The sequence below is a fragment of the Geodermatophilus sp. URMC 62 genome, from assembly GCF_052931475.1.
This window is the reverse complement of record NZ_JBRFHY010000001.1, coordinates 1,440,834-1,462,821: the sequence shown is the minus strand read 5'-3', so window position 1 is coordinate 1,462,821 and position 21,988 is coordinate 1,440,834. Positions and strand designations below refer to the sequence as shown.

Below are 21,988 nucleotides of genomic sequence, written 5' to 3'. Positions count from 1 at the left end.
GCCGGTGACCCGGGCAGCGCAGCGACCGCAGCCGGCCCTGCGCCCGGAGGCGATCGGCTTCCTCGACGCGCTGGTCATCGGCCTGGCCGCGACCTCGCCGGCGTACTCGCTGGCGGCGGTGATCGGGCCGGTCGTGGCGCTGGTCGGCGTGCACGCCCCCGGGGTCGTGCTGGCCTCCTTCGTCCCCATGCTGCTCATCGCCGGGGCGTTCGCCGCGCTCAACCGGGCCGACCCCGACTGCGGGACGACGTTCTCCTGGGTCACCCACGCCTTCGGCCCGACCACCGGCTGGATCGGCGGCTGGGCCATCACGACGACCGGCGTCCTGGTGCTCGGGTCGCTGGCCGAGGTCGGCGTCCGCTTCACCCTGCTGGCCCTCGGGCTGGACTCCTGGGAGGCCTCCACGCCGCTGGTCGTGGCGCTCAGCGTGGCGCTCGTCGTGGGGATGTCCGCGCTGTGCGTGCTGGGCACCGAGCTCTCCGCCCGGCTGCAGAACGGGCTGATCCTGGCCCAGACGCTGGCGCTGGCGGTGTTCGCCGTCGTCGCCGTCGTCCGCGGGGTGCGCGGCGACACGCCCTCCGGTGGGCTGGTGCCGTCCTGGAGCTGGCTGGACCCCTCCGGCGCCGGCGGCGCGGCGCTGACCGGCGGGCTGCTGCTCGGCGTCTTCGCGTTCTGGGGCTGGGAATCGGCGGTCAACCTCACCGAGGAGACCCGCGACCCGCTGCGTGCGCCCGGGCGGGCCGGGGTGCTCGCCACCGTCGTCCTGCTGCTGACCTACCTCGGCGTCGCGGTCGCCGTCGTCTCCTTCGCCGGCACCGGCTTCCTGGCCGGCAACGCCGACGAGGAGGAGGCGGTGTTCGCGCTGCTGTCCACCGACGTGCTCGGCGGCTGGGACTGGGTGGTGCTGCTCGCCGTCGCCACCTCGGCGATCGCCTCCACGCAGACGACGATCATCCCGGCGTCGCGCACGGCCCTGTCCATGGCCCGGCGGGCGGCGCTGCCGGCCCCGTTCGGCTCGGTGTCCGAGCGGTACCGGACGCCGGACGTGTCGACCTGGTGGGTCGCCGGCGTGGCGGTGGCCTGGTACGTCGGCGTGCACCTGGTCAGCGAGAACGCGCTGCTGGACTCCATCACCGCGCTGTCGCTGCTCATCGCGCTGTACTACGCGCTCACCGGGCTGGCCTGCGCCTGGTGGTTCCGCCGGCGGCTGACCCGCAGCGCGCGCGACCTGCTGCTGCTCGGGATCGGGCCGGTGGCCGGCGCGGCGGTGCTGCTGTGGCTGCTCGTCCTCTCGGCGCGCGACCTCGCCGACCCGGCGAACAGCTACGGCGGGCAGGCGTGGTTCGGGTTGGGCCCGCCGCTGGTCATCGGCGTCGGGGTCGTGGTCGCCGGCGTGCTGCTCATGCTCCTGTGGCGGTGGCGCGACGGCCGCTTCTGGCAGGAGCGGCCGGGTGCGGCCGGCGACCCTCCGCCAGCATCGTGACGACCGCGGCGACCCGCTTCGCCCGCGTGGCCGGGGTGGCCGCGGTGTGCACCCGGTGGAGCACCGCGTAGCGGTTGGTGGCGTCGAGCCCCGCGAACGCCTCCTGTGCGGCCGGCTCGGCGGCCAGGGCGGCGGCGAGGTCGTCGGGCACGGTGATGGTGGCCGCGCCGGCGTAGGCGCGGTCCCAGCGGCCGTCGGCCCGGGCCGCCTCCACCTGGGCGAGGCCGGCCGGGCGCATCCGGCCGGCCGCGGTGAGCTCGGCGACGGCGGCGACGTTCTTCTGCGACCACACGCTGCGCGGACGCCGCGGGGTGACCCGCACCAGGTAGGAGTGCTCGTCGAGCCGGTTGACCCGGCCGTCGATCCAGCCGAAGCACAGCAGCGACTCGACCAGCTCCGCCTGGGTCACCGAGGGCACCCCGGCGCCCTTCTTCGCCAGCCGCACGTAGCAGCCGGGGGCGGTGGCGTGCTCGGCCTCCAGCCACGCCTCGAGCGCGGCCCGATCGGGGAAGGCCAGCACCGGCAGGTCGGTCGGCACGGTCACGACGGCGATCCTGGCCCCTGCCGGTCCCTCACGTCAGCTCCGCGCGCAGCATGCCGGCCGCCTCGGCGAGGGCACGCATCTTGCCCTCGGCGGAGGCCCGCGGCAGGTACTTCAGGCCGCAGTCGCTGGAGAGCACGAGCCGGGTGACGTCCACGTCGTCGAGCGCGCGCCGGACGCGGTCGGCGACCACCTCCGGCGTCTCCACCTCCGGCGTGGAGAGGTCCAGCACGCCCAGCGCGATCCCCTTGCCGCGCAGCGGCCGCAGCGACGCGGGGTCCAGGTGCGACTGGGCGGTCTCCACCGACACGGTGTCCACCGGGGTGTCGGCGAGCTCGGGCAGGAACGAGTAGCCCTCCGGGCGCTCGGCGACCATCGCCGCGTAGCCGAAGCACAGGTGCAGGTGCACCGGGCCGGGCGCGCCCTCCACCGCCCGGGTCACCGCCTCCGCTCCGTAGCGGCGGGCCACCTCGGGCCGCGCCTGCAGCCACGGCTCGTCGATCTGGACGACGTCGGCGCCGGCGGCGAACAGGTCGGCGACCTCCTCGCGGACGACGTCGGCGTAGGCCAGCGCGAGCGCCCGGTCGTCGCCGTAGTGCTCGTCGGCCGCCTGCTGCGCCATCGTGAACGGGCCGGGCAGCGTGATCTTCACGGCCCGGTCGGTGTGCGCGCGCAGGAAGCGCACGTCGCGCGCCTGGATCGGGCCGCGCCGGCGGATCTCGCCGACCACCCGCGGCACCGGGATCGGCTTCCCCGACCGGTTGACCACCGTGCCGGGGGTGTCGACGTCGACGCCCTCGAGTGCCGTGGCGAAGTGGTTGGAGTAGGACTCCCGCCGCTGCTCGCCGTCGCCCACGACGTCGAGGCCGGCCGCCTCCTGGGCGCGCAGGACCAGCAGCGTCGCGTCGTCCTGCGCCTCCTCGAGCAGCTCGGGAGCCGGCCGCCACAGCTCCCGGGCGCGCACCCGGGGCGGGAACTGGTGCGCCAGGCGGTCGCGGTCGATGAGCCACCCGGGCTGGGGGAGGCTCCCGACGACGGTGGTGGGCAGCGGCGGCAGCGGGGCGGGCACGGGGTGAGTCTGCCCGCGGGGAGCCGAGGTGTGCTGGGGTGGACGCCGTGGCGGACAACTACATCGCGGAACTGCCGTTCGGCGCCCCGGCCATCGACGACGAGGCCTTCGTCGCACCGACGGCGGTGGTGGTCGGCGCGGTGACCATGGGACCGCGCTCGAGCATCTGGTACGGCGCGGTGGCCCGGGCCGACGTCGAGGTCATCGAGATCGGCGAGGGCTCGAACGTGCAGGACGGCAGCACCCTGCACGCCGACCCGGGGTTCCCGCTCGTCGTCGGCCGCGGGGTCACCGTCGGGCACCGGGTCGTGCTGCACGGCGCCCGGGTCGACGACGACGTGCTGGTCGGCATGGGCAGCGTGGTGATGAACGGCGCCCACATCGGGTCGGGCTCGATCGTGGCCGCGGGCGCCGTCGTCACCCAGGGGACGCAGGTGCCGCCGGGCTCGCTGGTGGCCGGCGTGCCCGCGAAGGTGATCCGGCAGGCCACCGAGGACGACCTCACCCACATCCGGCTCAACGCGCAGAGCTACACCGAGCGGCTGCCCGCGGCGCGGAAGGTGCGGCCGGTGGTGCGGCGTCCGCTGCCCCCGGCCGGTTACACCCCGGGCGACGCGGCCGACTAGGTCCGTCCGCGAGATCTGCACACTCGCGGTCCCCCGTGCCGCGGAGGCCGCCAGTGTGCAGATCTCGCGGCTTCACACCGCGCCGGCCAGGCGGGCGACGGCGGCGCGGACCTCCCCGGAGGACAGGGCCAGGGTCGCGTCGCCCACCGACAGCTCCACGCGCACCACGGTGGGGTCGCCGGTGATCCCCGGCTCCGCCCAGGTCCACAGCCCCTCCTCGGCCAGCGCGCGGGCGGCGGCGCGGAAGGCGTCCGGCGTGGCCGACAGCAGCAGGTGGAGCATCGGCGTCTCCGGCGGGTCGGGGACCACCCGCACGCCGGGCAGGTCGCGCACGGCGCCGGCCAGCTCCCGCGCGCACTCGAGGTAGGCGGGGAACAGCGGCAGCCGGCGGCGCAGGCAGGTCAGCGCCGAGGCGGCGCCGGGCCACAGGCCGAACAGCGTGCCGCCCATCCGCCGGCGCCACTCCCGGACCTCGGAGACGACGTCGGCCGGCCCGGCCACCGCGCACCCGGCCAGCGCGCCGACGCCCTTGTAGAAGCTGACGTAGACGGTGTCGAAGGGCGCCGCGACGTCGGACGGCGGGAGGCCGTACCCGGCGGCGGCCTCCCACAGCCGCGCGCCGTCGAGGTGCGCGACCGTGCCCCGGTCGTGCGCCCACGCGGCCTGCGCGACCACGTCGTCCCAGGGCGGTAGCGGCCCGCCGAGGTCGCGCTGCGGCAGCTCCACCACCAGCGCGGCCGGCGGCTCGGCCACGTCGTCGAGGTCGGCGCGCAGCAGCATCCGGTGCCGGTCGCCGACCGGGCGCTCGACCAGGCCCTGCAGCCGCGCCAGCGCACCCCCCTCGTGGCGGAACAGGTGGCACTCGGGATGGCCCACGACCGTCTCCCGGCGGCTGCGCCCGGCGTGCACACGCAGCACCGACTGCTGGGCCATGGTCCCGCTGGGCAGGTAGACCGCGGCCGGCTTGCCCAGCACCTGCGCGACCTCGCTCTCGAGCTCGGCGACCACCCCGCCCGCGCCGTACCGGTCGACCGCCGTGTCCGCGGGGATCGTGGCCAGCAGGTCCGCGGCGCGCACCGGTCCGTGGCCGCTCAGCGCGCGGTCGCAGGCCAGGCGCAGGGCGTCGAGGTCGTCGTCGCTCACGCACGCCAGTCTTCCCCGGGCGAGATCTGCACACTCGTGGCTTCCGGGGTCCCGGGAGCCACGAGTGTGCAGATCTCGCGGAGAGGGGTCAGGTGCCGAGCAGCTCGCGCACCAGCGCACCGACGGCGCCGGCCTCGACGAGGAAGCCGTCGTGCCCGTGCGGAGAGGACACCACCCGCAGCGGGACGCCGAGCGCGTCGGCCACCCGCTGCTGCAGCTCCAGCGGGTAGAGCCGGTCGCTGTCCACCCCGGCGACGACGACCCGCGCGGTCACCCGCGACAGCGCGGCCTCGATCCCGCCCCGGCCGCGGCCGACGTCCCAGGTGTTCATCGCCTCGGTGAGCACCACGTAGCTGCCGGCGTCGAAGCGGCGGGCGAGCTTGTCGGCGTGGTGGTCGAGGTAGGAGACGACGGCGAAGCGGCCGTCGTCCTGCACGGTCGTCCCGAACCGCTCCTCCAGCTCGACCGGGCTGCGGTAGGTGAGCTGCGCGATCCGCCGGGCGACGCCGAGCCCGGCGACCGGGTCGGCGCGGATCGCGGCCTGCTGGGTCGTCTGCGTGCCGATCTGGTCGGCGGTCGCGGCCGCGCCGGAGGCGAGGAAGAGCACCCCGGCGACCCGCTCGGGCAGCGCCACCGCCCACTCCAGCGCCCGCATCCCGCCCATCGACCCGCCGACGACGGCGGCCCACCGGCGGACGCCGAGCGCGTCGGCCAGCGCGGCCTCCACCAGCACCTGGTCGCCGACGGTCACCTCGGGGAAGCGCGCGCCCCACGGGGCGCCGTCGGGCGCGGTCGAGGACGGCCCCGTCGTCCCCTGGCAGCCGCCGAGCACGTTGGCGCAGACGACGAAGAGCCGCCCGGTGTCCAGCGGCGCCCCCGGCCCGACCAGCGGCGCCCACCAGCCCGCGGTCGGGTGCCCGGGCCCGGCCGGCCCGGTGACGTGGCTGTCGCCGGTCAGCGCGTGCTCGACGAGCACCGCGTTGCCGCCGTCGGGCGCGAGCGTCCCCCAGGTCTCGTAGGCGACCCGGACGCCGGGCAGCACCCCGCCGCGCTCGAGGCGGACCGGTCCGTCCAGGTCGAGGAACAGCCGGTCCCCGGCGGGGTCGCCGTCGCGCCACCCGCCGGTGCGCGGCGGGGTGCGGGACGCCGGGACGTCCCGCACCCCCGTCATCACGCCCCCTTGGCCGCGCGGAACCCCGCCTCGAGGTCGGCGAGGATGTCGTCGATCCCCTCCAGCCCGGCGGCCAGGCGCACCAGCCCGGGCGTGACCCCGGTGGTCTGCTGCTCCTCGGGCGTGAGCTGCGAGTGCGTGGTCGAGGCCGGGTGGATCACCAGGCTGCGGACGTCGCCGATGTTGGCCACGTGGCTGTGCAGCTCCAGCGCCTCGACGAAGCGCCGGCCGGCCTCGACGCCACCGCGGATCTCGAAGGCCAGCACCGCGCCGGCGCCGCGCGGGGCGTAGCGCTGCTGGGCGGCGTGCCACGGCGAGGACGGCAGGCCGGCGTAGTGCACCGACTCGACCTCGTCGTGCGCCTCGAGGAACTCCGCCACCCGCTGGGCGTTGGCCACGTGCCGCTCCATGCGCAGCGACAGCGTCTCGATGCCCTGCACGACCAGCCAGGCGTTGAACGGGCTGATCGCCGGGCCGAGGTCGCGCAGCAGCTGCACGCGGGCCTTGAGCGCGTAGGCCGGGGCGCCGAGGTCGGCGTAGACCACGCCGTGGTAGGTCGGGTCCGGCGTCGTGAACCCGGGGAACCTCCCCGACGTCCAGTCGAACGTGCCGCCGTCGACGATGACGCCGGCGATCGCGGTGCCGTGCCCGCCGAGGTACTTCGTCGCCGAGTGGACGACGACGTCGGCACCGTGCTCCAGCGGCCGCACGAGGAACGGCGTGGCGATGGTGTTGTCCACGATCAGCGGGACGCCGTTGCGGTGGGCCACCTCCGCGACGGCGGCGATGTCGAGGACGTCGCCCTTCGGGTTGCCGATCGACTCCCCGTAGAGCGCCGTGGTGTTCTCGCGCACCAGCGACTGCCAGCTCTGCGGGTCGTCGGGGTCCTCGACGAAGGACACCTCGACGCCGAGCTTGGGCAGCGAGTGGTGCAGCAGGTTGTAGGTGCCGCCGTACAGCGACGCCGAGGCGACGACGTGGCTGCCGGCCTCGGCGACGTTGAGCAGCGCCAGCGTCTCCGCCGCCATGCCGCTGGCCACCGCGAGCGCCGCGACGCCGCCCTCCAGCGAGGCCACGCGCTGCTCGAGCGCGTCCTGCGTCGGGTTCATGATCCGGGTGTAGATGTTGCCCATCTCGGCCAGCGCGAACAGGTCCGCGGCGTGCTTGCTGTCGCGGAACTGGTAGGCGGTCGTGGCGTAGATGGGCAGGGCGCGGGCGCCGGTGGTCGGGTCGGGGCCGGTGCCGGCGTGGATCTGCCGGGTCTCGAAGCTCCAGCTCTGCGGGTCGGTCACGCGCCGTCTCCTCTCGTTCGGGAGACCCCGCGGCGCACGGAGGACTCCGTCCTGCCGGGCGGCGGGTGCCGCGCGGCCGGCTCTTCCCCTGGAGCACCTCGGACGGAGAGAGGTTGCCGGGCAGCCAGCCAGGTGCTTGACGCTGCCTCTCGTGAGCCTGCGCCGACCCTAGCGGAGCGGGCTCCGGCTCAGGCGGGGGTGAGCCGGGCGAGCACCTGGTCGAGCCGCACCTGGTCGCCGGCCGCGACGAGCAGCTCGACGACGCCGTCGGCCGGGGCGCGCAGCGTGTGCTCCATCTTCATCGCCTCGACGACGACCACCGGCTCCCCGGCGGTGACGACCTGTCCGTCGGTCACCGGCACCGCGATCACCGAGCCGGGCATCGGGCTGGTCAGCTCCGGGGGGTGCGCCGCGGCGCTGTCGGGCCGCAGCACCACGCGGCGGGCCCGGCGCAGCGGCCAGTCCGCGCCGTCGGCGTGCACGAACAGGCCGTGCCCGTCGCCGTCGCCGTCGGCGGCGGCGTCTCCCTCGGCGGCGACCAGGCAGCGGGACCGCACACCGTCGCGCACCAGCGCCAGGCCGCCGTCCTCGGCCGCGCAGGACAGCGTCCCGGCGTCGGCGCCGTCGAGGGTGGCGCGGGCCGCGGCCGGCGTGCCGGTCAGCGCCACCGTGCGCGGCCGGCCGCCGGCCTCGAGCCGGACGGTGAACGGCGCGGCGTCCCCCAGCCGGAAGCCGCTCGGCGCGCTCCACGGGTCGGCCGGGTCGGCCGCGGCCCAGGCGGTGAGCCACAGGTGCGCGGCGGCGGCGAGGACGGCGAGGTCGGGCACCGGCGGGACCGCGTAGGAGGCGGCCACCCGGTCGAGCAGCGCGGTGTCCAGGTGCCCGGCGCGCACGTCGGGCTCGGCCAGCAGCGCGCGGACGAACCCGACGTTGGTGGTCACGCCGAGCACCGCGGTGTCGCCCAGCGCCCGGTCGAGCGCGGCGAGCGCGGTGGCCCGGTCGGGGCCGTGCGCGACCACCTTGGCCAGCATCGGGTCGTAGTCCGAGCCGACGACGGTGCCGGCCGCGACGCCGGAGTCGACGCGGGCGCCGGCGGGCTCGGCCAGCGCGAGCACCCGCCCGCCGGTGGGCAGGAAGCCGCGGCCGGGGTCCTCGGCGTAGACCCGCGCCTCCATCGCCCAGCCGGTCAGCGCGACGTCGTCCTGGCCGAACGCCAGGGGCTCGCCGGCGGCCACGCGCAGCTGCTGCTCGACCAGGTCCAGGCCGGTGACCAGCTCGGTGACCGGGTGCTCGACCTGCAGGCGGGTGTTCATCTCCATGAAGAAGAACTCCTCGGGCCGGTCGGCCGAGACGATGAACTCCACGGTGCCGGCGCCGGTGTAGCCGACGCTGCGCGCGGTGGCGCAGGCGGCCGCACCGATCCGGGCGCGGGTGGCCTCGTCGAGCAGCGGCGAGGGGGCCTCCTCGACCACCTTCTGGTGGCGGCGCTGCAGGCTGCACTCGCGCTCGCCGAGGTGGACGACGGCGCCGTGGGCGTCGGCGAGCACCTGGACCTCGACGTGCCGCGGCCGGTGCACGAACCGCTCGAGGAACAGGGTGTCGTCGCCGAACGCGGCGGCGGCCTCCCGGCGGGCGCTGACCAGTGCGGCGGGCAGGTCCGCGGCGTCCTCGACCACCCGCATGCCCTTGCCGCCGCCGCCGGCCGAGGGCTTGACCAGCACGGGGAAGCCGATGCCCGGCGCCGCGGCCACGAGGTCGTCGTCGGGAAGGCCGGGCTCGGCGATCCCCGGGACGACGGGCACGCCGGAGGCGGCCACGGTCTTCTTCGCGGCGATCTTGTCGCCCATCACCCGGATCGCCTCGGCCGGCGGCCCGACGAAGACCACGCCGGCGTCGGCGAGCGCGGCGGCCAGGGCCGGGTTCTCCGAGAGGAAGCCGTAGCCGGGGTGCACGGCCTGCGCGCCGGTGGCCCGGCACGCCTCGACCACCCGGGGCACCGACAGGTAGCTCTGCGCGGCCGGGGCGGGGCCCAGGCGGTAGGCGACGTCGGCGGCGCGGACGTGCGGCGCGTCGGCGTCGGCGTCGCTGTACACGGCGACCGAGCGGATGCCGAGCCGGCGCAGCGTGCGGATCACCCGGACGGCGATCTCGCCCCGGTTGGCGACGAGGACGGTGTCGAAGGTGCTCATCGCTCGACTCCGCACTCGTTCGGATCGTCGGTGGCCGGCGGTTCTGGCAGGTGCGTCGTCTTCGGCATGGCGGCTCACATCCGGAAGACGCCGTAGGCGACGTCGTCGAGGGGGGCCTGGGCGCACGCGGACAGCGCCAGGCCGAGGACGGTGCGGGTGTCGGCGGGGTCGAGGACGCCGTCGTCCCAGAGCCGCGCCGTGGAGTAGTAGGGGTTCCCCTGGGCCTCGTACTGCGCGCGGACCGGCGCCTTGAACGCCTCCTCCTCGTCGGCGGGCCAGTCGGTGCCGCGGGCGGTCAGCCCGTCGCGGCGGACGGTGGCCAGCACCGAGGCGGCCTGCTCGCCGCCCATCACCGAGATGCGGGCGTTGGGCCACATCCACAGGAAGCGGGGGGAGTAGGCCCGGCCGCACATCGAGTAGTTGCCGGCGCCGTAGGACCCGCCGATGACGACGGTCAGCTTGGGCACCCGGGCGCAGGCGACGGCGGTGACCATCTTGGCGCCGTGCTTGGCGATGCCGCCGGCCTCGTAGTCGCGGCCGACCATGAACCCGGTGATGTTCTGCAGGAACAGCAGCGGGATGCGCCGCTGGTCGCAGAGCTGGACGAAGTGCGCGCCCTTCTGCGCCGACTCGCCGAACAGCACGCCGTTGTTGGCCACGATGCCCACCGGGTGCCCGTGCAGCCGGGCGAAGGTGGTCACCAGCGTCGGCCCGTAGAGCGCCTTGAACTCCTGGTGCTCGCCGCCGTCGACGAGCGTGGTGATCACGTCGCGGACGTCGTAGGGCGTGCGGGGGTCGACCGGCACCAGGTCGTAGAGGTCGGTCTGCGGGCGGACGGCGTCGCGCGGCGGGGCGACCTCCCAGGCCGGCGGCGCGGGCGGGGCCAGCGTCGCGACGATGCGGCGGACGATCTCCAGCGCGTGCTCGTCGTCGTCGGCCAGGTGGTCGGTGACCCCGGAGACGCGGCTGTGCAGGTCGCCGCCCCCGAGGTCCTCGGCGCTGACCACCTCGCCGGTGGCGGCCTTCACCAGCGGCGGGCCGCCCAGGAAGATCGTGCCCTGCTCGCGGACGATCACCGACTCGTCGGCCATCGCGGGGACGTACGCCCCGCCGGCGGTGCACGAGCCGAGGACGGCGGCGACCTGCGGGATGCCGCGGGCGCTCATCGTGGCCTGGTTGTAGAAGATCCGGCCGAAGTGCTCGCGGTCGGGGAACACCTCGTCCTGCATCGGCAGGAACGCCCCGCCGGAGTCGACCAGGTAGACGCACGGCAGCCGGTTCTGCAGCGCCACCTCCTGCGCCCGCAGGTGCTTCTTCACCGTCATCGGGTAGTAGGTGCCGCCCTTGACCGTGGCGTCGTTGACGACGAGGACGCACGGCCGCCCGGCGACCCGGCCGATGCCGGTGATGATCCCGGCGCCGGGGGAGTCGCCGTCGTACATGTCCTCGGCGGCCAGCGGCGAGAGCTCGAGGAACGGGCTGCCGGGGTCGAGCAGGTGGGCGACGCGGTCGCGGGGGAGCAGCTTGCCGCGCTCGACGTGGCGGGCCCGCGCCGACCCCGAGCCGCCGAGCGCGCGCTGCCGCAGCCGCTCGCGCAGGTCGGCGACCAGGGCCTCGTGCCGGGCGCGGGGTGGGGCCGGCGCAGCCGCGGCCACCTCCGCTGCGGCGTCGACGTCGGCTGCCATGTCGTCCTCCGGGAGGTGCGCGGGGTGGTCACCCCGGACGTTAACGGCCGTTCACGTCGGCTGTCCACGTGCCGGTCAGCCGGTCGGCGGGGTCCCGGGTGTCGGCGCCGGCCCGACGGTCGTCCGCGGCGCCTCGCCGGTGGTGGCCGGCGCGCTCGTCCCCGGTGCCGGCTCCTGGGTCGTCCCCCCGGGCGTCGTCCCCCCGGGCGTCGTCCCCCCGGGCGTCGTCCCCCCGGGCGTCGTCCCCCCGGGCGCCGTGGGCTCCGTCGTGGGCAGGTCGTCGGTCGGCGTCGGCTCGCCCGTCCCCGGCCCGGTCGTCGTCGTGGGCGCCTCGTCCTCGTCGGTGGGAGGCGCGGTCGTCGTGGGCGCGTCGGTCGTCGCCGGGGCGGGTGCCGGCGCGGTGGTCCTGGGCGTGCCGGGGGCACCGGGCGGGACCGCGGCCGGCGGGGGGACGGAAAGGTAGAGCACGCCCAGCCCCACGAACAGCACGGCCAGGACCACCGTCGACGTGCGCGCGCGGCCGATGTGCCCGGGCACCCGGGAGCCGCGGGACAGGCCGAAACGCCCGCGCGCGGCCGGGTCGCCCCCCGGGCGGTCGGGGTCGCGCTGGTCGTCCGGGCGCGGCGCGCCGGGGACGGTCACTACGGGGCTCCCTGCCGCGCCGGCTGCCCGGTCGGCCCTCCCGCCGGCCCCGACGCCGGGTCCGGCGGTGGGGCCGGGGTGAGCGTGAGGCCGGCGCGGCGGAAGGCCAGCACGATCCGCTCCCGCAGGTCGCGGCCGACCTCGAACTGCCGGCCGGGCAGCGTCCGGGCGACCACGCGGACGTTGACCTGCTCGAGGTCGATGCTCTCCACGCCCATGACGCTGGGCTCGTCGAGCAGCAGCCGGCGCAGCCCGGCGTCGCCGAAGGCCTGCCGGCCCACCTCGCGGAGGATCTCGTTGACCCGGTTGACGTCGGCCGTCGTCGGCACCGGGACGTCGACCACGGCGCGGGCCCAGTCGCGGGAGAGGTTGACGACCTTGACGATCTGCCCGTTGGGGACGGTGACCACCTCGCCGTCGGCCGAGCGCAGCCGGGTGATGCGCAGGGTGACGTCCTCGACGGTGCCGTCGGCCGGGTCGCCGCCGCCGACCACCTGGATCGAGACGACGTCGCCGAAGCCGTACTGGCGCTCGGTGATGAGGAAGAACCCGGCCAGGACGTCGCCGACGATCCGCTGCGCGCCGAAGCCGAGGCCGACGCCGAGCACCGTGGCCGGCGCGACCAGTCCGGTGACCGGGACGCCGAGGCGCTCGAGCACGTAGAAGGCCGCCACCGTGTACACGAGCACGACGAGCGACCAGGTGATCACCTGGGTCAGCGAGTGGCGGTGCTTGGCCGCCTCCGATCGGACGAGCACGTCACCGCCGGTCGAGCGGGCGTCGATGCGGTCGGTGATCCGCCTGCCCACCCAGGTGACGAAGCGGGCCAGCAGCACCGAGCCCAGGATGATCAGCACGATCTCCAGGCCGCGGCCGGCGAGCCAGTCGAGCCGGTTGGTCAGTTGGGGCATGGCAGGTCGGGTCCTCCTCTCCTCGTCTGGTCGCCCCCATCCAACCGGCTCTCCCTGGCAGGACGCTCAGCGCGGCTCCACGAACAGCGACGCGACCGAGCGGCCGATCCGCCCCTCGACGTCGTAGAGGTCGGCGCCGCACTGGCCCGCGCCGGCCGGGCCCAGCGTCGTCGTCGCGTCCATGGCCAGCCACTCGCCCGCGGGTGGGCGGAACAGGGCGACGACGAGGTCGACGTTGGCGAAGGTGGCCTCGGTCCAGTCCAGCTCCGCGGAGATGCCGCTGGCGGCGTCGGTCATGGCCAGCAGGTGCTGCAGCGGCGTGATCGGCTCGCCCTCGACCAGCGCGCACAGCGGGCGGGTCCAGGTGGCCGCCGGCCCGGGCGCGGTGATCGAGCCCGCGGCCAGCCGCCACTCCAGCGACCGGTGGTAGGCGACCGGCTCGGAGAAGACGCTGAACTCGGCGGGCGCGGCGTCCTCGGGGCCCACCGGGTGGCGCTGCGGCGGGGAGACCGCCGTCGCCGCGCCCGAGCGCATCCGCCAGGCGGTGAGCCGCATCGCCGCCCGCCCGCCCGCGGTGAGGGTGGCCTCGACCAGCTCGATCCGCCGGCCCGGCCGCAGCACCCGCGCCGCCACCTGCACCGGCCCGACCGGGACCGGCCCGAGGAGGTCGTAGGCCAGCCGCACGGTCTGGCCGCCGGGGATGCCGCTCGCGCGCTCGGCCTCGCGCGCCAGCAGCGCGGCGGGCGGGCCGGCGTGCTGGAGACCGGGGTCCCAGGGGCCGATGGTCAGCGCGGTGGCGTCGAGGCCGTCGCCGTCCGGGACGTAGAAGGCGGGGGGCAGGTCCACGCCCGGCAGTCTGCCGCCGCCCGGCCGGCGCCCCGGGCGGGGGTCAGCCGCGGCGGACCAGCCACAGCGCCGTCGCCAGCCAGGCCAGGCCGGCCGCCGCCGCCAGCGCCCACAGCCAGCGCAGCGGCTGGCCGGCGGTCGAGAACCACAGCAGGACGGCGACGACGGTCACCGCCCCGCCCAGCGACGGCGAGCGCAGCAGCGTGCCGACCGTGTCCGGGCCCGGGACGGCGAAGAACAGCACCAGCGCCACCAGGAACAGGAAGCCGCACAGCGCGGCGAGCAGGGCCGCGGTCACCCCGATCTCCGCGGGCAGCAGGAGGGCCCCGATTCCGCAGACGACCGCGCCCACCGCCGGGCCGCCGAGCGTCCGGCGACGGCGCGGGGACCACGGGGGGCGCAGTTCGGTCACGCCCCGAGGGTGCCCGCTGCGGCTGTGGGACACCCGGGAGCGCGGTGTGGTGTCCCCGACGCCCTGGGGGACCGACCGGTGGGTGGCCGGGGCCGGTAGGGGTCGTCGGGCGCGACGCCCGCTACAGTCGGACGGGTGCCGCACACCCGCCGTCCCGCCGCCGGCTACCTGCTCACCGTGGCGGCGGGAGGGCTGTTCGCCGTCAACGGCACCGTGTCCACGCTCGCGCTGCAGGCGGGGGTCCCGCCGACCTGGCTGACGGCGATGCGCTGCGCCGGCGCGGCGGGAGGGCTGCTGGTCGCGCTGGCCGTCGTCGCCCCACGGCGGCTGCGGGTCACCTGGCGCGAGGTGCCCTTCCTCGCCGTGTTCGGCGTGGTCGGTGTCGCGCTCACCCAGTTCCTCTACTTCGTGGCCATCGGCCGGCTGCCGGTGGGCATCGCGCTCGTCTTCGAGATGACCGCGCCGGTCGGGATCGCGCTGTGGGTGCGCCTGGTGCGCCGGGAGCCGGTGCGGCCCCGCATCTGGGTGGCGCTGGCGCTGTCGCTGTCCGGGCTGGTCCTGGTGGCGCAGGTGTGGCAGGGCGGCGGCTCGCTCGACCCGCTCGGCGTCGGTGCCGGCCTGGCGGCGGCGGTGTGCCTGGCCACCTACTACCTGATGGGCGAGCGGGGGACGGCGACCCGCGACCCGGTCGCGCTCACCACCTGGACGTTCGTGGCCGCGGGCCTGTTCTGGACGGTCGTCGCGCCGTTCACCGCGCCGCTCGACCCGGCGGTGCTCGGCGAGCGGGTGCCGGTGTCGCTGGGCGAGGCGACCCTGCCGCTGTGGCTGCTGGTGCTGTGGATCGCCGTCCTCGGGGCGATCGTGCCGTTCTGGCTCTCGATCGCCGCGCTGCGGCACCTGCCGCCCACGACCGCCGGCCTGGTGGCCACCGTCGAGCCGGTGTTCGCCTCGGTCGTCGCCTGGCTGTGGGTGGAGCAGGTGCTCACCGGCTGGCAGGTGGCCGGTGGCCTGGTGGTGCTCGGCGGCATCGCGCTCGCGCAGACCGCCCGCACCGCCGCGCGGCCGGCGCCGGCGCCCCTCCCGGAGACGCCGGCGCCGCTCGCGCCGGGGACCCGCTCCGCCGCGTGACCCCGGTGCCGCCGGTCAGCGCTTGAGCCGGCGGCTGCCCCCGTGCCAGTCCTCCTGCACCCCGACCTCGTCCTCCGTGACGCCGAAGGCGGGCAGCTGCGGGCGCTCGCGGAGGCTGCGCTTGAGCTCGGCGAACCCCGGGAAGCGGGCCAGGTGCACCACCGACTCCCAGAGTGCGACGGCCTCCTCCTCGCTCGGCAGCCGGCTGATGACGGGGCCGAAGAAGGCCACGCCCTCCGGCGGCTCGAAGTGCAGGATCGGCGTGCCGACGTCGCGGCCGGTCAGGCCCAGCGCCTCGTCGGTCTCGGCCCGGATGCCGTCGTCCCACGAGTCCTCGTCCACGGCCGAGGCCAGGTCGGCGGGCAGACCGGCCTCGCCGAGCACCGTGTCGAGGAACTCGCGGCTGGTCGCGCGCTCGGGCGGCGGCTGGCCGGCGGGGTCCTCGAAGACGTGCCGGCCGAGGGCCTCGTAGAGCGGGCCGACCGCGGCCGCGCCGTGCTCGGCCCGGGTCCGGGCGGCGACGCGGAGCAGGTGCAGCCCGGAGGTGTGGCCGGCCTCGTACTCGGGCGGGAAGTGGCTGTCGTAGTCGACGTGGGCGTTGAGCAGCCGCAGCGAGATGAACCGCCAGTCGACGTCGTACGCGCGCTGCCTCGCCACCGTGCGGACCCACTTGCTGGTCATCCACGCGAACGGGCAGACGGGGTCGAAGTAGAAGTGCAGGTCGGCCATGCCCCCATGCTGGCCCCGCGGTCGCCGTCCGGCCGCCCGAGCACCGTGAGCCCGGGCGGCGGTGCGGGCCGCTCCACGGGCCGGTTCCGCGCGCCACGGGTCCGATGCGGCCCGCGGAGGACGGGACGAGCCGGTGGCGCGCGCCGCGGTCAGCGGGGGAGGAGGGCCTCGATCGCCGTCCGGACCTCCGGGGCGGCCGGGTCGGTCTTCGGGCGGAACCGGGCGACCACCTCGCCGTCCGCGGTCAGCAGGAACTTCTCGAAGTTCCACTGCACCGGCCCGGCCTCGCCCGAGCCGTCGGGGACGGCGGTCAGCTGCCGGTACACCGGGTGCGCGCCCTCGCCGTTGACCTCGACCTTCGCGGTCATCGGGAAGGTGACGCCGTAGGTGGCCGAGCAGAACCCGGCGATCTCCTCGGCCGTGCCCGGCTCCTGCCCGGCGAACTGGTTGCACGGCACGCCGACGACGGTGAAGCCGCGCGGGCCGTACTCCTGCTGCAGCTGCTCGAGCTGGGTGTACTGCGGGGTGAGCCCGCAGCGGCTGGCCACGTTGACCACCAGCGCGGGCCGGCCCCCGGTGAGCGCGCCGAGCGTGGTCTCCTCGCCCTGCAGGGTCGAGACGGGCACGGAGAGCAGGTCGGCGGCCCCCTCGCGGGGTCCCTCGCCGAGCTCGCGGGTCGTGGGGGTCACGGGGTCCTCTCAGTCCAGGCTGCTGATGTCGTCGGGCACGTCGACGGCGTGCTGGCGCAGGGCGCTGAGCGGCACGATCTCCAGCGCGCGGGCGTTGGTCGCCGCCAGGACGACGCCGGCCGCCACGCCCGCCCGGTAGGCCTGCAGCCACCGCGCGGCCACCACGCACCACCGGTCGCCCGGCCGCAGCCCCGGGAAGCCGTACTCCGGCCGCGGCGTGACGAGGTCGTTGCCGAGCTCGCGCTGGAGCTCCAGGAACTCCTGGGAGACGACGGCGCACACCGTGTGGCTGCCCACGTCCTGCGGGCCCGTGCGGCACGAGCCGTCGCGGTAGAACCCGGTGAGGGGCTCGGTGCCGCACGGCTGCAACTCGCCGCCCAGCACGTTGCGCTCCGGCTCGGTCACGGGGAGATCGTCGCAGAGGAGGGGTGCCACCGCCCTCCGCCCGCCCGGGCACCCGGCGCGGGCAGGCCGGTGGCAGGGTGCTGCTGTGACCGCCGACACCTCCGCCGCCCCGGTGCTCTGGCAGCCCACCCCGCGGACGAAGGAGGCGACCCGCCTCGCGGCCTTCGCCCGCGAGGCGGCCGCCCGCCGCGGGCTGGACCTCGACCCGACCGACTACGACGCGATCTGGCGCTGGTCGGTCGAGCACCTCGACCAGTTCTGGGCGGACGTGGCCGAGTGGTCCGGCGTGCTGCCCCCGGTCCCCGACGACCAGGTGCTCCCCCGGCGGGAGATGCCCGGCGCGGAGTGGTTCCCCGGCACGACGGTGAACTACGCCGAGCAGGCGCTGCGGCACGCCACCGACGAGCACCCGGCGCTCATCGCCGTCGCCGAGGACGCCGAGCCCACCGAGGTGTCGTGGGCGCAGCTGCGCGGGCGGGTCGGCGCGTTCGCCGCCACCCTGCGCCGGCTGGGCGTGCGGCGCGGCGACCGGGTCGCGGGCTACCTGCCCAACGTCCCCGAGGCGGTCGTGGCCTTCCTCGGCGCCGCGGCGATCGGCGCGGTGTGGTCCTCGTGCGCGCCCGACTTCGGCACCCGCGCCGTCCTCGACCGGTTCGCCCAGATCGAGCCCACCGTCCTGGTCGCCGTCGACGGCTACCGGTGGGGCGGCAGGGAGTTCGACCGGCGCGACGTCGTCGCCGAGCTGCGGGCGGCGCTCACCAGTGTGCGGACGACGATCGCCGTCCCCCGGCTGCACCCCGGCGAGGTCCCCGACGGCGCGCTGCCGTGGGCCGAGGCGGTGGCCGACGAGCGGGAGCCGGAGTTCGAGGCGCTGCCCTTCGACGCGCCGCTGTGGATCGTCTACTCCTCGGGCACCACCGGGCTGCCCAAGGGGATCGTGCACGGGCACGGCGGCGTGGTCCTCGAGGAGCACAAGCAGCTGGGCCTGCACGGCGACGTCGGCCCCGGCGACCGCTTCTACTGGTACGCCTCCACCGCCTGGATCATGTGGAACATCGCCACCTCGGCGCTGCTGCGCGGCGCGACCGTGGTGGTGCACGACGGGGCGCCGGCGTACCCGTCGGTCGACGCGCAGTTCGCCCTGGCCGCGCGCACCGGCATCACCTACCTGGGCACCAGCGCGGGCTACCTCATCGCCTGCGAGAAGGCCGGCATCCGCCCTGGCGAGACCCACGACCTGTCGGCGCTGCGCACCATCGGGTCCACCGGCTCGCCGCTGCCGGCGTCGGCCTTCCACTGGGTCTACGACGCGGTCAAGCCCGACGTCTTCCTCAGCTCGGTGTCCGGCGGCACCGACGTCGCCACCGGCTTCATCGGCAGCACGCTGCTCCTCCCGGTGACCGCGGGCGAGCTGCAGCGACCCATGCTCGGCGTCGCCGCCGCCGCGTGGGACGAGAGCGGCGAGCCGGTCGTCGGCGAGCTCGGCGAGCTGGTCATCACCGAGCCGATGCCCTCCATGCCGCTGTACTTCTGGAACGACCCCGACGGCGTCCGCTACCGCGAGTCCTACTTCGAGCCGTGGCCCGGCGTCTGGCGGCACGGCGACTGGATGGAGGTCACCGACCGCGGCACCTGCGTCATCACCGGCCGGTCGGACTCCACGCTCAACCGCGGCGGCGTGCGCATGGGCACCGCCGACATCTACGCCGCCGTCGAGAGCTTCCCCGAGGTCGCCGACTGCGTCGTCCTCGGCGTCGAGCAGCGCGACGGCGGCTACTGGATGCCGCTGTTCGTCCAGCTCACCCCCGGCGCCGAGCTCACCGACGACCTGCGCGACCGCATCCGGGCCGCGATCCGCAGCTCCGCGAGCCCGCGGCACGTGCCCGACGAGATCCTCGTCGCGCCCGGCGTGCCGCACACCCGCACCGGCAAGCGGCTGGAGGTGCCGCTCAAGCGGCTGTTCCAGGGCGTGGCGCCGGAGAAGGCGGTCAACCCGGGGGCCGTGGACGACGCGTCACTCGTCGAGCACTACGTGGCGCTGGCCCGGGAGCGCGGCGCCCGCTGAGGGAGGACGGGGCCCTGCAGCGCGGCCCGTGACCGTTGTCATACCGTCGGTCACCCCAGCCCGAGGAGGCCCCGTGCGACGCCGTGCCCTGCTCGTCCCGGCCCTCGTGGCCGCCGGCCTGCTGAGCGCGGGGGCGACCCCGGCGGCCGCGGCCGGGCCCCCGGTCCGGGTCGCCGACTTCGGCGCCAACCCCGGCGCGCTGCAGATGTACGTCCACCGCCCGGCCGGGCTGCCCGCGGGCGCGCCGGTCGTCGTCGCGCTGCACGGCTGCACCCAGGACGCCGCCGGCTACGCCCTCGGCTCGGGCTGGCCGGAGCTGGCCGACCGGTGGGGCTTCACCGTCGTCCTCCCGCAGCAGGTCACCGCCAACAACGCCAACCGGTGCTTCACCTGGTTCCAGCCCGGCGACGTCACCCGCGGCCAGGGCGAGGTGGCCTCGATCCGCAGCATGGTGGCGCACGCGGTCACCGCGTACGGCGCCGACCCGGGGCGGGTCTTCGTCACCGGGCTGTCGGCCGGCGGCGCGATGAGCGCGGCCCTGCTCGCCGCCTACCCCGACGTCTTCGCGGCCGGCGCGGTCATCGCCGGCGTCCCCGTCGGCTGCGCCGACGACCTGCTCACCGCGCTCGCGTGCATGACGGTGTCCGGGCAGCGGACGCCGGGGCAGTGGGCGGACGCGGTCCGCGCCGCGGCGCCGGCGGGGACGACGGAGTGGCCGGAGGTCTCCGTCTGGCAGGGGACCGACGACCGCACCGTGAACCCGGCCAACGCGCTCGACCTGCGCGACCAGTGGACGGCGGTGCACGGCCTCCCGCAGGTGCCGTCGTCGATCACCGCCCTGCCCGCCGGCACGACCCGCGCGCGCTACGCCGACGCCGGCGGCACCGTGCGGGTGACCACCTACACCGTCGTCGGGATGGGCCACGCCACGCCGAACGACCCCGGCACCGGTCCCCGGCAGTGCGGACGGCCCGGCCGGTACTTCGCCGGCACCGTCTGCTCGAGCTGGTACGACGGCGTGAGCTGGGGCCTCGACCAGCCCGGCGGCACCCCCTACCGCCCGGCCCGGCTCTGACGGTCCCGGAACGGCCCGCGCAGCACCGCCCACTGCAGCAGCAGGATCGTCTTCGCGTCGGCGATCCGGCCGTCGTCGACCATGGCCAGCGCCTCGTCGACGTCGAGCTCGAGCACCTCGATGTCCTCGCCCTCCTCGGCGAGCCCGCCCCCGGCGCTCACCCGGTCCGCCGGGGTGTAGGGCGCGGCGAAGAACGCCAGCCGCTCGGTCACCGACCCCGGGCTCATCCACACGTCGGGCAGCCGGGTCAGCGCGCCCACCGCCACCCCGAGCTCCTCGGCGGCCTCCCGGCGGACGGCGGTCTCGGGGTCGTCCTCGTCGAGCAGCCCGGCCGCGGCCTCGACCAGCACCCCGTCGGGGGAGCCGTTGACGTAGGCCGGGAGGCGGAACTGGCGGGTGAGGAGCACCGTCCGCCGCGCGGTGTCGTAGGGCAGCAGGGTGGCGCCGTTGCCGCGGTCGTGGGTCTCGCGCTGCTCGGTGTGCCAGACGCCGTCGCGCCCGCGCCGGTCGAACGTCGTCCGCCGGTTGACGTACCAGGAGCTGGAGAGCACCTCGACGTCGCGGACGACGACGTCGGGGTTGCCGGTCAGATCGCGGCCGGCCCGGTCCAGCCCGGTGCGCCCGCGCGCGTCGGGGACGTCGACCCCCACGACGCCGGTCACCGCGCCACCGCCGGCACCTCGTCGAGGCCGGTGTAGACCGCGGCACCCCGGGCCCGGGCCAGCGCGACCATCTCGTCGGACCCGGCCGAGGCGCCGGGGAGCCGCAGGACGGCGTCGACCCGCTCCACCAGCCGCCGGCCCATCGGGTGGAACACCTCGTCGAACGCGGCGTCGCCGACCCGGGTCGACCCGGCCAGCTCCGCCAGGGGCAGGGCCAGGTCCTCCCCGTTGACGGCGAGGTGGCCCGCGCGGAACAGCGCCAGGCAGGCCTCCCGGATGGCGCGGTGGTTGGCCGCGATCTTCTCGGGGTCGTCGCCGGTGCCCCCGCGGTAGGGGCCGGCGACCAGGATCATCAGGGGCTGGTTCACGCGAGCAGGACCTCCACGTCGGCGTTCTCGAGGGCGGCGAGGGTGTCCTGCGCCGCGGGGGTGATCCGGGGGTCGCCGGCGCTGGCGTCGGTGACCAGGCGGCCGACGGCGTCCAGCGGCGCGACCGAGGCGAAGGCGCGGACGCCGAGCTTGGAGGCGTCGGCGACGACCAGGCTGCTGCGGGCCTGCTGCAGGGCGACCTGCTTGACCGCGGCGTCCTCCAGCGTGAACTCCGACCAGCCGGCCTCGGCGCTGACCGCCCCGATCGACATGACGAACAGGTCGAAGGTGAGCTGCCGCAGCACCGCGGCGGTGAGCGGCCCGGCCAGGCTGCGCTCCCCCGGCCGGGACTCCCCGCCTACGACCAGCAGCCGCACGCCGGGCCGGTCGGCCAGCGCCTCGGCCACGGGCAGGCTCAGGACGGCGGCGGTGAAGGGGCCCTCGCCGGCGGCTGCGCGGTCGGCCAGTGCCCGGGCGACGTGCACGGTCGTCGTCCCGGCGTCGAGCAGGACGGTGGCGCCGGGCGCGACAAGCGCGGCGGCGGCCCGGCCGATGCGGTCCTTGAGGCCGGCCTGCCAGCCGGCGCGGGCGGTGAACCCGGCGGCGCTCTCCGGCTCGGCGACGGCGACCGCGCCGCCGCGCACGCGCTCGACCAGGCCGCGCGCCTGCAGGGCGTCGAGGTCGCGGCGGACGGTCATCTCCGAGACGCCCAGCCGGGACGCGAGGTCGGCCAGCGACGCCCGCCCGGCGTTGCGCACCAGCCGCAGCGTCACGTCGAGTCGGTCGGCCACGGTGGCTTTCTATCATCCCCATGTGAAACTTGTGAAGTGTTCGTGAGATGCCGCTGTGTGCCTCAG

Annotated in this window: 22 protein-coding genes and 1 riboswitch; of the genes, 5 read left to right on the top strand and 17 right to left on the bottom strand. The window is 76.3% G+C overall.

Going from position 1 to position 21,988, the window contains the following annotated elements; genetic code table 11:
• Positions 1 to 4: 4 nt before the first annotated feature.
• Positions 5 to 1,483 carry an APC family permease gene (locus ACU616_RS07015; protein ID WP_446757758.1) on the top strand — a complete coding sequence of 493 codons (1,479 nt, stop codon included), beginning with the start codon at positions 5 to 7 and terminating at the stop codon, positions 1,481 to 1,483.
• On the opposite strand, the gene ACU616_RS07010 is transcribed toward ACU616_RS07015, so the two are convergent.
• Complete coding sequence (locus ACU616_RS07010; RefSeq protein ID WP_446757757.1) at positions 1,401 to 2,027, bottom strand: YdeI/OmpD-associated family protein; 627 nt, start codon at positions 2,025 to 2,027, stop codon at positions 1,401 to 1,403. The genes ACU616_RS07015 and ACU616_RS07010 overlap by 83 nt on opposite strands.
• A 28-nt stretch (positions 2,028 to 2,055) precedes the next feature.
• Complete coding sequence (locus ACU616_RS07005; RefSeq protein WP_446757756.1) at positions 2,056 to 3,093, bottom strand: uroporphyrinogen decarboxylase family protein; 1,038 nt, start codon at positions 3,091 to 3,093, stop codon at positions 2,056 to 2,058.
• A 38-nt stretch (positions 3,094 to 3,131) separates the two neighbouring features.
• On the opposite strand from ACU616_RS07005, the gene ACU616_RS07000 reads away from it, so the two are divergent.
• A complete protein-coding gene (locus ACU616_RS07000; protein ID WP_446757755.1) occupies positions 3,132 to 3,719 on the top strand; it encodes a gamma carbonic anhydrase family protein in 588 nt (195 codons plus the stop codon).
• A gap of 72 nt (positions 3,720 to 3,791) precedes the next feature.
• On the opposite strand, the gene ACU616_RS06995 is transcribed toward ACU616_RS07000, so the two are convergent.
• The 9 genes from ACU616_RS06995 to ACU616_RS06955 all read right to left on the bottom strand — a co-directional run bounded on the left by ACU616_RS06995 (position 3,792) and on the right by ACU616_RS06955 (position 14,010).
• Positions 3,792 to 4,862, bottom strand: coding sequence for a threonine aldolase family protein (locus ACU616_RS06995; protein ID WP_446757754.1), 1,071 nt, complete (start codon positions 4,860 to 4,862; stop codon positions 3,792 to 3,794).
• 88 nt (positions 4,863 to 4,950) lie between these two features.
• On the bottom strand, positions 4,951 to 6,033 hold the full coding sequence (gene metX / locus ACU616_RS06990; protein ID WP_446757753.1) for a homoserine O-acetyltransferase MetX: 1,083 nt from the start codon (positions 6,031 to 6,033) through the stop codon (positions 4,951 to 4,953).
• Positions 6,033 to 7,325 carry a bifunctional o-acetylhomoserine/o-acetylserine sulfhydrylase gene (locus ACU616_RS06985; RefSeq protein ID WP_446757752.1) on the bottom strand — a complete coding sequence of 431 codons (1,293 nt, stop codon included), beginning with the start codon at positions 7,323 to 7,325 and terminating at the stop codon, positions 6,033 to 6,035. Before ACU616_RS06985 ends, metX begins: the two co-directional genes overlap by 1 nt.
• A 42-nt stretch (positions 7,326 to 7,367) precedes the next feature.
• A riboswitch (SAM riboswitch) is annotated at positions 7,368 to 7,482 on the bottom strand.
• A 31-nt stretch (positions 7,483 to 7,513) separates the two neighbouring features.
• Positions 7,514 to 9,514: an acetyl/propionyl/methylcrotonyl-CoA carboxylase subunit alpha gene (locus ACU616_RS06980; protein ID WP_446757751.1), complete on the bottom strand. Its 2,001-nt coding sequence runs from the start codon at positions 9,512 to 9,514 to the stop codon at positions 7,514 to 7,516.
• Positions 9,515 to 9,588: 74 nt separating this feature from the next.
• Positions 9,589 to 11,199, bottom strand: a complete 1,611-nt coding sequence (locus ACU616_RS06975; RefSeq protein ID WP_446757750.1) for a carboxyl transferase domain-containing protein — start codon at positions 11,197 to 11,199, stop codon at positions 9,589 to 9,591.
• 75 nt (positions 11,200 to 11,274) lie between these two features.
• Positions 11,275 to 11,841 carry a hypothetical protein gene (locus tag ACU616_RS06970; RefSeq protein WP_446757749.1) on the bottom strand — a complete coding sequence of 189 codons (567 nt, stop codon included), beginning with the start codon at positions 11,839 to 11,841 and terminating at the stop codon, positions 11,275 to 11,277.
• Positions 11,841 to 12,752 carry a mechanosensitive ion channel family protein gene (locus ACU616_RS06965; protein WP_446757748.1) on the bottom strand — a complete coding sequence of 304 codons (912 nt, stop codon included), beginning with the start codon at positions 12,750 to 12,752 and terminating at the stop codon, positions 11,841 to 11,843. The genes ACU616_RS06970 and ACU616_RS06965 overlap by 1 nt, the downstream gene beginning before the upstream one ends.
• 66 nt (positions 12,753 to 12,818) lie before the next feature.
• Positions 12,819 to 13,598, bottom strand: a complete 780-nt coding sequence (locus ACU616_RS06960; RefSeq protein ID WP_446757747.1) for a thioesterase family protein — start codon at positions 13,596 to 13,598, stop codon at positions 12,819 to 12,821.
• Positions 13,599 to 13,641: 43 nt separating this feature from the next.
• A complete protein-coding gene (locus ACU616_RS06955) occupies positions 13,642 to 14,010 on the bottom strand; it encodes a hypothetical protein (protein ID WP_446757746.1) in 369 nt (122 codons plus the stop codon).
• Positions 14,011 to 14,145: 135 nt separating this feature from the next.
• Between ACU616_RS06955 and ACU616_RS06950 the strand changes: the two genes are divergently transcribed.
• The gene (locus tag ACU616_RS06950; RefSeq protein WP_446757745.1) at positions 14,146 to 15,138 is read left to right on the top strand and encodes an EamA family transporter; all 993 of its coding nucleotides are present in this window, start codon (positions 14,146 to 14,148) and stop codon (positions 15,136 to 15,138) included.
• A 15-nt stretch (positions 15,139 to 15,153) separates the two neighbouring features.
• On the opposite strand, the gene ACU616_RS06945 is transcribed toward ACU616_RS06950, so the two are convergent.
• The 3 genes from ACU616_RS06945 to ACU616_RS06935 all read right to left on the bottom strand — a co-directional run bounded on the left by ACU616_RS06945 (position 15,154) and on the right by ACU616_RS06935 (position 16,961).
• A complete protein-coding gene (locus ACU616_RS06945) occupies positions 15,154 to 15,867 on the bottom strand; it encodes a mycothiol-dependent nitroreductase Rv2466c family protein (RefSeq protein ID WP_446757744.1) in 714 nt (237 codons plus the stop codon).
• Positions 15,868 to 16,016: 149 nt separating this feature from the next.
• On the bottom strand, positions 16,017 to 16,556 hold the full coding sequence (locus ACU616_RS06940; protein WP_446757743.1) for a glutathione peroxidase: 540 nt from the start codon (positions 16,554 to 16,556) through the stop codon (positions 16,017 to 16,019).
• Positions 16,557 to 16,565: 9 nt separating this feature from the next.
• Positions 16,566 to 16,961, bottom strand: coding sequence for a DUF2237 family protein (locus ACU616_RS06935; RefSeq protein ID WP_446757742.1), 396 nt, complete (start codon positions 16,959 to 16,961; stop codon positions 16,566 to 16,568).
• A gap of 85 nt (positions 16,962 to 17,046) precedes the next feature.
• Between ACU616_RS06935 and ACU616_RS06930 the strand changes: the two genes are divergently transcribed.
• Positions 17,047 to 19,026: an acetoacetate--CoA ligase gene (locus ACU616_RS06930; protein ID WP_446757741.1), complete on the top strand. Its 1,980-nt coding sequence runs from the start codon at positions 17,047 to 17,049 to the stop codon at positions 19,024 to 19,026.
• Between the two features lie 73 nt (positions 19,027 to 19,099).
• Complete coding sequence (locus ACU616_RS06925) at positions 19,100 to 20,101, top strand: extracellular catalytic domain type 1 short-chain-length polyhydroxyalkanoate depolymerase (RefSeq protein WP_446757740.1); 1,002 nt, start codon at positions 19,100 to 19,102, stop codon at positions 20,099 to 20,101.
• On the opposite strand, the gene ACU616_RS06920 is transcribed toward ACU616_RS06925, so the two are convergent.
• Genes ACU616_RS06920 through ACU616_RS06910 form a run of 3 tightly spaced genes read right to left on the bottom strand, consistent with a single transcriptional unit; the run spans position 20,080 to position 21,922 of the window.
• Positions 20,080 to 20,763 (bottom strand): NUDIX domain-containing protein, encoded by a 684-nt coding sequence (locus tag ACU616_RS06920; RefSeq protein ID WP_446757739.1) that lies wholly within the window; start codon positions 20,761 to 20,763, stop codon positions 20,080 to 20,082. The genes ACU616_RS06925 and ACU616_RS06920 overlap by 22 nt on opposite strands.
• On the bottom strand, positions 20,760 to 21,131 hold the full coding sequence (locus ACU616_RS06915; protein WP_446757738.1) for a DUF4406 domain-containing protein: 372 nt from the start codon (positions 21,129 to 21,131) through the stop codon (positions 20,760 to 20,762). Before ACU616_RS06915 ends, ACU616_RS06920 begins: the two co-directional genes overlap by 4 nt.
• Positions 21,128 to 21,922 (bottom strand): DeoR/GlpR family DNA-binding transcription regulator, encoded by a 795-nt coding sequence (locus ACU616_RS06910; protein ID WP_446757737.1) that lies wholly within the window; start codon positions 21,920 to 21,922, stop codon positions 21,128 to 21,130. Before ACU616_RS06910 ends, ACU616_RS06915 begins: the two co-directional genes overlap by 4 nt.
• Positions 21,923 to 21,988 lie beyond the last annotated feature (66 nt).